We start from the raw sequence: 9287 nt of genomic DNA, 5'->3' as shown, positions 1-9287 counted from the left end.
AAGGTTTATGCAGACTATGTTTACAAAGAAAAGGAGTATCGCCCCGGAAAAGCCGGCCACATTGCCGCTGCCCAGCAGCATTCCTGCAGTAGCCAACGGTGGCATCAGTGAAACGGCAACCATGACTCCAATAAGAGATGTTGAGACGCCGGAGGTAATTGAGAGAGCTGCGGCCGTCCCGGATGAAAAGGCGAGCACAATGTCACCAATGTCTGCCACCGTACGGCTGGTTATCTCGTGAGTCGTGTAATCTAGCCTCAACAGGAGCCCAAAGACAAGAGCGAAGGTAAAGCCCAGTCCGATGCGGATCAGATTCGTTCTCACGGATTTTGCAAGAAGTCCGAAATCTCCGAGCGTCGTTGCGAAAGACTGTGCGACATTTGGCCCGAGCATTGGAGCGATGACCATCGCCCCGATTATTATTGCAGGGCTGTTCCTAAGAAGCCCTATCGTTGCGACGATGGTCGAAAGAATAATCATTGTTATGTCAACTGCGTCGTTAGATATCATTTCAGAGATGTCGTGATACAGCTCTTCTCTGCTTATTCGCTTGAAGATTCCCTTCTCGGGCTTCTTCTCTTCTTCCTCGGCCTGTTCCTCTTCTTTCTTCTCTTTTTGAGTTCTTGGAAGCGAGGCTTCCACCTGAAAGAGTATCGCCCTGAAGGACTCATCCTGGGTGAAGCGCTGCTCGAGAGAGTCCAGGACCTTCTCGCTGTTTTCGGCAAGCGCCAGTATCTTCGTCTGCCAGAGCTTTTCCGATGTCTTAACCATCCAGTGGGCGATTATCGATTTTTCTTCCGGCATTTCCTCAAGATCTTTTTCAGGGTCGGAGCCTGAAAATACTTCTATCAATCTTTCGGCCATCTAATCACCATCCCGTATAGAGACTGTGGCATAATTGTTGTACTTGCTAAGAATATACTACACCTGCAACTAAGAAGAGAAGGCGTGGAATCAGGGAGGTCGGAGTGGTCTATCTTTTGCTGGCGATACTTTCCAGTTCCTCTATAGCAATGATTTTCAAGGTGACCGAGGGGAGAAGTTACAACAGGCTTGCGGTTACCACGTTCAATTATCTTAGCGCTTTTCTGATTGCTCTGACCATGATTGCCATAGAAAGACCGGATTTGGGGCCGGGCGGAGGTTCTTTGAAAGAAGTGATGGTTGAGGGAAACGGAGTCTTCAGCCTTACCAGCAGTGTTGTATGGGGTCTTTCGTTGGGTCTGGTAGCCGGACTGTTCTTCTTCCTGTCGTTTGTTTTCTATCAGAAGAGCGTTAAAGAGAGCGGCGCTAGTCTATCCGGGGCATTCGGAAAACTCGGAATCCTGATTCCCATGCTCTTGTCTCTTCTGGTGTGGAAGGAATACCCCGGAGTGCTCCAGTGGGTCGGGATAGCTCTCGCCATATGCTCTATCGTACTCGTCAACAACCCTTTCGGATCGGGGAAAAAGAATTTTAAGGCCGCTCTCATTATGTTATTCATTACCGGCGGACTGGCAGAATTTATGAACAAGTTGTTCCAGAACTACACCGTCAGCGGCTACAAGAATGTCTTTCTCTTCAGCGTTTTTGCCAGCGCTTTCGCGATAAGCGCGGTTTTTCTGAAAAGGTCGGGGAAATCTTTTCACAAGAGGGAAGCACTCGTGGGGTTAATTGTGGGGCTGCCCAATCTCTTCTCTTCATTCTTTCTCATAATGGCTCTTGAAGAAATGAAGGGTTCCGTGGTCTTCCCCGTTTACAGCGCGGGAAGCGTTGTGATGATCGGTCTTGGAAGTATGCTGCTATTCGGTGAAAAGCTCAAGAAGCTCGAGATGATTTCCCTTGGAATGGTGCTGGTCTCACTGATTATAATAAACATATGATATCTCTTTGGATTAAAACAACGTCGAGGTAGTATTGAGACAATATCAGTCAATGGAGGTGCGTCCCGTGTTACACAGAATCGGAAGAGACAGAGTCGTGTACGATATGTCGCCTGAACACAAGCCCGTTCTGGAGGTGAGCCCGGGTGATACGGTAATTGTGGAGACGGAGGATTGCTTTTGCCACAGGATCGTCTCAGAGTCTCAGACGGTCGGAGGAGACTTCGACTTCACTCATGTGAATCCGGCCACCGGGCCCATCGCAGTGAAGGGAGCGATGCCGGGTGACACGATAGTAGTCAGTATAGAGAGCATAGAGCTGGACGATCAGGGAGTCATCGAGACCTGCCCCTCATGGGGACCCGTAACCAACGTATCGAAGAGTTGCGTCACGGAGATCGCAAAGATTCACGGCAACTACGTGTCCTTTATGGGAGAGCGAATAGAGGTCAGGCCAATGATAGGCGTAATTGGCAATGCTCCGGCAGACAAATCCATTCCCTGTACGACCCCGGGGAGGCATGGAGGAAACCTTGACACGAAGAATATCATGGCGGGTTCAAGAGTCTATCTACCGGTCTTCATTAAAGGAGGCAATCTCTCCCTCGGTGACGTACATGCGAGGATGGGAGACGGGGAAGTCGGCGGCACAGGCGTCGAGATAAGAGCCCTGGTGAGGCTCAGTGTAGATATAGACAAAATGCCCGTCGAAAGTCCCACGGTAGAAACCGAAGATGCCTTCTACCTGTTGTTCAGCGCGCAGACTATGGAAGAGGCAAGTCGAGGGGCAGTGAAGAGGGCAATCGAATTTATCTCCGACTGGAAGTCTATTCCCAGAGAGAAGTCTTACATGCTTACTAGCATTGCCTGTGATTTGATGATAAGTCAACTGGTGAATCCTCTCGTAACCGTAAGGGTAAAAGTTCCTAAAGAGATTCTCTAGTGGGCAGTTTTGGGAAGGCACTGCTGTCTTTCAGAAGGCTCTTGCCCTTTCTGGGAATCGCGTTATTCAGTGTTTCAATTTACGTTCTTGTTAGAGAGTTGGGTCGCTACACTATCAGCGATATTGCATCGAAAGTCGGGGAGGTTCCCGCTTCGAGGCTAGTGATCGCAGTCTTCCTGACCTTTCTGACTTACCTCAATCTGAGTTTCTATGATCTGATCGCTTCCAGAAGGTCGGGAGTCAGACTGAAATTTTCCTCGACGGCGCTTGTCTCTTTCGTTGGATACACTTTCAGCAAGAATATCGGTTTCACTTTTCTTTCGGGCACAAGCGTCCGCTTCAGATTATACGGGAAGTGGGGGGTCTCTGGAGGAAAGATTCTCGCAATAATAATCCTCAACTATCTAACTTTCTGGCTCGGTTTCTTCGCCCTTTCAGGCATCCTGTTCACTCTCTGGCCGCCCGTTCTTCAGGGTGCTGTCGCGGTACCCTTTGGATCTCTGAAGGCTATTGGAATAACCTCTGCCGGGATCTACGTTCTCTATATGGTGGTGGTCAGCTTCAGAAAACGTCCGTTCAGAATAAAAGGAAAGAGTTTCTCTCTTCCGGGAAAGTCGTTCACGCTTTTTCAGACCGGCATATCCATTCTCGACTGGCTGCTTTCCGCAGGAGTGCTTTTCATGCTCCTCCCCCCGGAGATCGGTTATTTTGAGGTTCTGGGCGTCTTCCTGCTGTCGCAGTTTGCAGGTCTGTCCAGCCAGGTCCCCGGAGGTCTGGGAGTATTTGAGGCGCTTACGATAGTGATTCTCTCGCCGTCTTTAGAGCCGGATATTGTGGTGGCGGCGCTGATACTGTACAGGATAATCTTCTACCTCGTTCCCTTCATTATCGCAATGGTTTCTTTTGCCGCCAGCGAACTTCTTTACAGAGGTTCTGAAAAGGCCTAGTGGAAAAACGTTATGGCAGGGATTCAGAGCGGGAGTAAATCGAACAGCCTCTTGACGAAGGTCTCGATGCTCTCATTCTTTTCCATGAGGCCATCTTCTCGAACAAGAAGCGGAGCAGTTACAACTTTGTTTGTCTTATCGACGCATATCTCTCCGACCTCACAGGGGACATGATCTATAGCCAGCTTCTCGAGAACGGTCATCCTATCTTCTGGATTGCCCGAGGCAGTGACGGTAAGATTGGAGGCTACGTTCTCGAGAGCCCTTGCAAGTATCAGGACGCCTTCTCCGATCGCTCCCAGAGGTTTCTTGCCGTTGAAGCAGTTGACGAGAAGCCTTTCAAGGCTATTGTTCACTCTGTAGTGATCCTCTTCGTCTTCGAAAGTAGAGAGGCTCTTCAGAACTCCCTTCCCTCCGGGAATAACGAGCAGGTCCAGCTCCTCCCCACTGAAGGCATCGATGTCGTTTACCGGTCCGTTGATCAGTCTGGCTGATTCTACGAGCTGGTTTCGCTTCTGTTCAAGTTCAGCCGGTTTTCCTGTCTGGTGGTTGATAACCTCGTATTGATCCTTGTCGAGTGCCAGAGAAACAACCTCGGCCCCTGCCTTCTCCAGAGCGAGGAAAGTCATTATGGCCTGGTCAACGGCTGTTCCGTCCTCCGAGCCACAACCTGTAAGCACCACTCCACACTTCAATTCAGCCCCTCCTTATAGAAGCATCAAGAGTCAATTTTTCTTTGACAGATAGAAATATTAATGGATTTTATCATCTTTGCCCCCCGTTCCAAATGACTCGTCAGTGTATGGACCATCCAGACTGTTGACATGGCGGCGAGATTATTGGATATTAGTAGTGAATTCCTGTGATTGTTCGGCAAGGGGGTGTTCTTATGAGAGTGGGTTTGATTCACTACAGGGCAGGATTAATGGACGGTGTTTCCCTCGAAATGGAAAAGTGGCGCAAAGTCCTCTCGAGAATGGGAAGCTCGGTGGATATAATCGCGGGAAACAACGCTCCCGGTGTAGACATTGTGATTCCGGAGATAGAATACAACGACGAGAGAAATGAAATCCTGAATTCGAAGCTCTACGGCAGCGTTCCCACGTCGGAGCGTGCCCTGCTGGATGAACTTTCCATGAGAACCGCCGAGATTCTCGGCAGTTTCAGATCTGTTCTCTCCAACTTCGATCTTCTTATACCGAACAACATCTGGTCGCTTGGGTGGTCTATACCTGCGGGACTGGCTCTGCATGACTTCGCGGAGGAGTCGAGCAAGCCGTTTATCTCTCACAACCACGACTTCTGGTGGGACCGGCCTTACTACTGCAGTCCCTATCGAAGCGTCATGGAACTCCTCGAGAACTACTTCCCTCCCGATCTTCCAAACGTCAAGAACCTGACGATCAACTCGATTTCAGCGTCCGATCTTTTTAACAGGAGGGGGATCAGGGCAACGGTCGTGCCGAATGTGATGGACTTCGGCGGACCAGTCTCGATCTCCGACGAGCGCAGTCGAAGGCTAAGAAGTCAGGCCGGGATAGAAAGGGGAGATATCGTCTTTCTGCAGGCAACCAGGATAACCGAGAGAAAGGCAGCCGAGATCTCCATAAGGCTTCTCGCGCATTTCAATGATTTCGCCGGATCTTTGAAGGGGAAGAAGCTTTACAACGGGGAACCGTTTACCGGAAGGGCAGTTCTCGTGTATTCCGGATTGACCGAAAGGCAGTCGGCCGATTACAGGAAGAAGCTCGATGAGCTTGCGGGCGCGCTCGGCGTAGAAGTGATTGACGTTTCCTCTTCTTCCTCTTTGAACCAGTCGGCCTTCTTCGAAGCGTACGGCATCGCAGATATCGTGACATATCCGACAGTATTCGAAGGCTGGGGAAACCAGCTCCTGGAGGCGATTTTATACAGGAAACCGCTCGCTCTGTTTAGATACAGTGTATTCAAGAGCGACATTCAGGACAGCGGGATCTCTTTTGTGGATTTAGGTGATCAGTATGGCTACAAAGAAGGGTTGGCAGAGATTCCCGACCGCAATATCATTAACGCCGCAAAAGATATTTCCGAACTTCTCTTTGATAGGGATAGATACATAGAAGTCACTGAGAGAAACTTCGAGCTTGGAAGAGAGAAATTCAGTTTCGAAACGCTTAGTGAAATAATTCAGGAACTGATAGTCGATCTGGTTTGAGCAATAACAGACCTCTTAACGTATCTTTCATTGCTACCTGCCGAAGCAGGCGACTTTTTGGAGTCTGTAGGTAGCTTTTCCCAGTCCGATTTTTTCGGCATGGTCCAGTTGATGATGCCAGGTGATGCCGGGATGGGCCTTCTCAAAAGGATCGTATCCCAGTCTTTTAATAACTAAGTCTATGCATGCCTTGTCCAGAGCCACCGGATCTCTGCTGGCTAATATGCCGATGTCTTCTACGACTGGAGGCCTGTTTATGTGCCAGCAATCGCAATCTGGCGACACGTTGTTGATGAAGGAGATATAGAGGGCCTTCTTTCCTTTTGAAGCCGCAAGAGCGTATTCGGCGATCTTTTTGCTCAGAGATTCTGGGGTGCCTCCCGGTCCGGCGCTCATCGCACCGTAGTTGCACATGGCAATGCATTGACCGCAGCCGATACAGAGATCGTAGTCTATTCTTGCGACTCTTTGGACCGTAATCGCCCCGGTCGGACAGTTTCTCTCACACATTCCGCAAGCCACACAGTTTGCCTCTCTTACAACAGGCTTCGACTCGGAGTGTTGCTCCATCTTTCCGGCCCTTGAGGCCGAACCCATTCCAATGTTCTTGAGAGCCCCTCCAAATCCAGTTTGCTCATGTCCTTTGAAGTGGCTTACAACAACGAGGGCATCTGCCAGAGCTATCGCCGATGCGATTTTCGCTTTCTTGATGTATTCACCTTCTATCTCGACATCGATTTCGTCTGAGCCTCTAAGTCCGTCGGCGATTACAACCGGCGCGCCCACCGACTCCATCGTAAAGCCGTTCAAAGATGCGGTTTTCATGTGATCTGCCGCATTAGCCCTGCTTCCCTTATAGAGGGTGTTTGCATCCGTCAGAAATGGAACGCCTCCAAGCTCTATGATCTGATCGGCGATGACTTTGATGTAATTGGGACGGATATAGGCTAAGTTTCCGTACTCTCCGAAGTGAAGCTTGACTGCAACAAGCTTGCCGGCCTCAATTACGTCCTCAAGACCGGCTCTCTTAACTAGAGCCTCGACCTTTGAAAGAAGTCCCATCTGTGGAGTAGTATCGATATCCGTGAAATAGACTGTGCTCATATTAGTCTCCTCCCTTATAGGAAAAACCTTTGTAAAATCCAAAGCTCCGGGCCGGGTCCATGATCCCTCTCAATTTTCCTATCCCGGGCTGACTATCCGACTAATCAATATAGCATGACTGAAGCTACTCAAAGCAAAAACAACGCATCAAGAGAGTAATTTGAAACTGAATTCAGGAGTCGGAGAAAACCACCTTTGATTTTTCCGGCAATATCCAATCCGCATCTCCCTCCATATTAACTGTTCTAGAATAAACCTCTGTCCAAAGCTCCGCGAACCCTGGAAGGCTCATCTCTTATTTCCAGCACGTTGAAAGCCAATCGCTATCACGGACGAAATGTTTCAACCTACATTCTCAATGGTATCATATCAGTAATCGACCGCCTCTTTGGGGAGCTGGAGAAGCTGAAAAGACTACAGGCCGGAAAGCGGCCATTCATAACCCGAGTCTTGTTGAAAGCATCGGAAAGACTGATGTCTTTAAGTATAACTTTTCCGTGGTTGGTAATCCTTGCGTTTATCGCTATCACGGTTCTTTTCGGATTGAGAGTTACCTCGTTGAGATTTGAAACAAATATCGACAACCTTGCCTCGGACTCCGAGGGAGTAATAAGGGAGATTGAACTGGCCGCCAGAGAATTCTCTGTCTGGGAACCGCTGTACCTTGTGCTTCTAGGAGACATGGATGATCCCGCCTCATGGCAGAAACTGTCCGAGACAGTCTCGACCATAAGACAAATTCCAAATGTTTCGAGGGCTCTGAGCCCTCTTGATGCTACCTATATCACTCTTCAGGGTCTGGCCATAAGGACAGTTCCGGTTGCGACGCAGGTTCCACCTACGGTCGAGGAAGTCAAGGCTTTCAGGAAGTCGCTCGAAAAGAGTTTTGATAGCTACTTCACGGTCAGCTCAAAAGGCGACGCCGCCCTCGTGAGACTGTATGTACGAGGCGGACTGGGCAGCAGGGGAAAGACGGCTATTCAGGAAATTCAGAAGACACTTGATTCACAGTGGGGCGTGGACAGATATAGATTGACCGGCGAACTATTTCTGGGTTATTCAGTTGACAACACTGTCATTGCAGATGTTCTCCTGCTGTTTCCGATAGCCATAGTCATTGTCTTTCTCGTGACTTTTTTCACTTTCAGGAGTGTTGCCGGTGTTCTAACACCGGCATTCACAGTGCTCTCAAGTGTGACGGTGACTCTCGGACTAATGGCAGTGACGGATACTCCACTCACTATAGTGAGTGCAGTTCTTCCAATTCTTTTGATAGCCATGGGCTGCTCCGACAGTATTCACATATTCAGCAGGTACAGAGAGGAGATCTTGAGAGGCTCGCTAAAGAGAGAGGCAATAATGCAGACGATGAGGTCGATGATTCTGCCAATTGTAATGACCTCGCTAACCACAGCGGGGGGTTTTGGTTCTCTCGCCTTCTCAAGCGTGATTCCGATGCGTGAATTCGGCTATTTCAGCGTATTCGGGATTCTTTACGCTATGATATTCTCACTCTTAGCCGTCCCGGCGCTTATCAAAGTCTTGCCAACTCCTAGGTTTGTGATCGCCGCCTCAAAAGGATTCAAGGAACCGCTCATAGACATGTTGCTACACAGACTCTCTCTTTCAGTATCCAGACACAGAAAACCGGTGACATATCTGTCAATTCTGGCGGTAATCGTGTGTTTAGTTGGAATTGCTAACTTGCAGTTCGAGTCGAATCTTTCGGAATATTTCAGGAAGGGGAGCGAAGTCTCAAAGGGAGTAGAGGCCTTTGAGGAAAGGTTTGGCGGCTCCACCTTTCTCCTGATAGTCGTTGATTCAAACCAGCCTGGCGTTGTACTTACACCGGACTTCATAGATACTCTGAATGATCTGGAAAGGTTCCTGGAGGGTTTTGATATTCTCTCGAAGACCTCAACTTTTGCGAATTTGATTGAGAGCGTCTATTCTGGCCAACCGACTCAAGTGCAGCTGAACCTTCTGAGAGGCACGATTGCGGGGACCGGAATTCAGGGCTACGTCAATCAAGACTCTTCAAAAGTAGCTATTCACACCTACATAAGAAATACCAACACAAGAGACATCTCCCGAACTCTTGTCCGCGTTGAAAGCGGCCTTAAGGAGATACTTCCAGCGGAATTCAAAGTCACCCTAACGGGCACACCCCGTATTATTCAGCTTCACATGGAGAGTTTCTCCAGAAGCCAGGCGATCAGTCTCGCATTTTCAGTTTT

At 49.2% G+C, this 9287-nt stretch carries 8 protein-coding genes; 5 read left to right on the top strand and 3 right to left on the bottom strand.

Annotated features, from left to right (window positions below; all coding sequences use genetic code 11):
* A partial coding sequence (locus tag ENN47_00145) for a TIGR00341 family protein (GenBank protein HDP76600.1) occupies positions 1 to 864 on the bottom strand: 864 nt, incomplete at its 3' end.
* 104 nt (positions 865 to 968) lie between these two features.
* Here ENN47_00145 and ENN47_00140 point away from each other — a divergent pair.
* From ENN47_00140 to ENN47_00130, 3 genes are all read left to right on the top strand, one after another.
* On the top strand, positions 969 to 1862 hold the full coding sequence (locus ENN47_00140) for a hypothetical protein (GenBank protein HDP76599.1): 894 nt from the start codon (positions 969 to 971) through the stop codon (positions 1860 to 1862).
* 67 nt (positions 1863 to 1929) lie between these two features.
* Complete coding sequence (locus tag ENN47_00135; protein ID HDP76598.1) at positions 1930 to 2805, top strand: acetamidase/formamidase; 876 nt, start codon at positions 1930 to 1932, stop codon at positions 2803 to 2805.
* Positions 2805 to 3752: a UPF0104 family protein gene (locus ENN47_00130; protein HDP76597.1), complete on the top strand. Its 948-nt coding sequence runs from the start codon at positions 2805 to 2807 to the stop codon at positions 3750 to 3752. Before ENN47_00135 ends, ENN47_00130 begins: the two co-directional genes overlap by 1 nt.
* A 23-nt stretch (positions 3753 to 3775) precedes the next feature.
* Here ENN47_00130 and elbB read toward each other — a convergent pair whose 3' ends face one another.
* Positions 3776 to 4447, bottom strand: coding sequence for an isoprenoid biosynthesis glyoxalase ElbB (gene elbB, locus ENN47_00125; GenBank protein ID HDP76596.1), 672 nt, complete (start codon positions 4445 to 4447; stop codon positions 3776 to 3778).
* 194 nt (positions 4448 to 4641) lie between these two features.
* On the opposite strand from elbB, the gene ENN47_00120 reads away from it, so the two are divergent.
* Positions 4642 to 5946, top strand: a complete 1305-nt coding sequence (locus ENN47_00120; protein ID HDP76595.1) for a glycosyltransferase family 1 protein — start codon at positions 4642 to 4644, stop codon at positions 5944 to 5946.
* Positions 5947 to 5979: 33 nt separating this feature from the next.
* Here the strand turns inward: ENN47_00120 and ENN47_00115 are convergent, their stop codons facing one another.
* The gene (locus tag ENN47_00115) at positions 5980 to 7050 is read right to left on the bottom strand and encodes a DUF362 domain-containing protein (GenBank protein HDP76594.1); all 1071 of its coding nucleotides are present in this window, start codon (positions 7048 to 7050) and stop codon (positions 5980 to 5982) included.
* 474 nt (positions 7051 to 7524) lie between these two features.
* Here ENN47_00115 and ENN47_00110 point away from each other — a divergent pair.
* A partial coding sequence (locus ENN47_00110) for a hypothetical protein (protein ID HDP76593.1) occupies positions 7525 to 9287 on the top strand: 1763 nt, incomplete at its 3' end.

Source organism: Mesotoga infera (genome assembly GCA_011045915.1).
In the GTDB taxonomy this organism is placed as follows: domain Bacteria; phylum Thermotogota; class Thermotogae; order Petrotogales; family Kosmotogaceae; genus Mesotoga; species Mesotoga infera_D.
The sequence above is the reverse complement of the archived record's forward strand: the minus strand, read 5'-3'. Positions and strand labels throughout refer to the sequence as shown.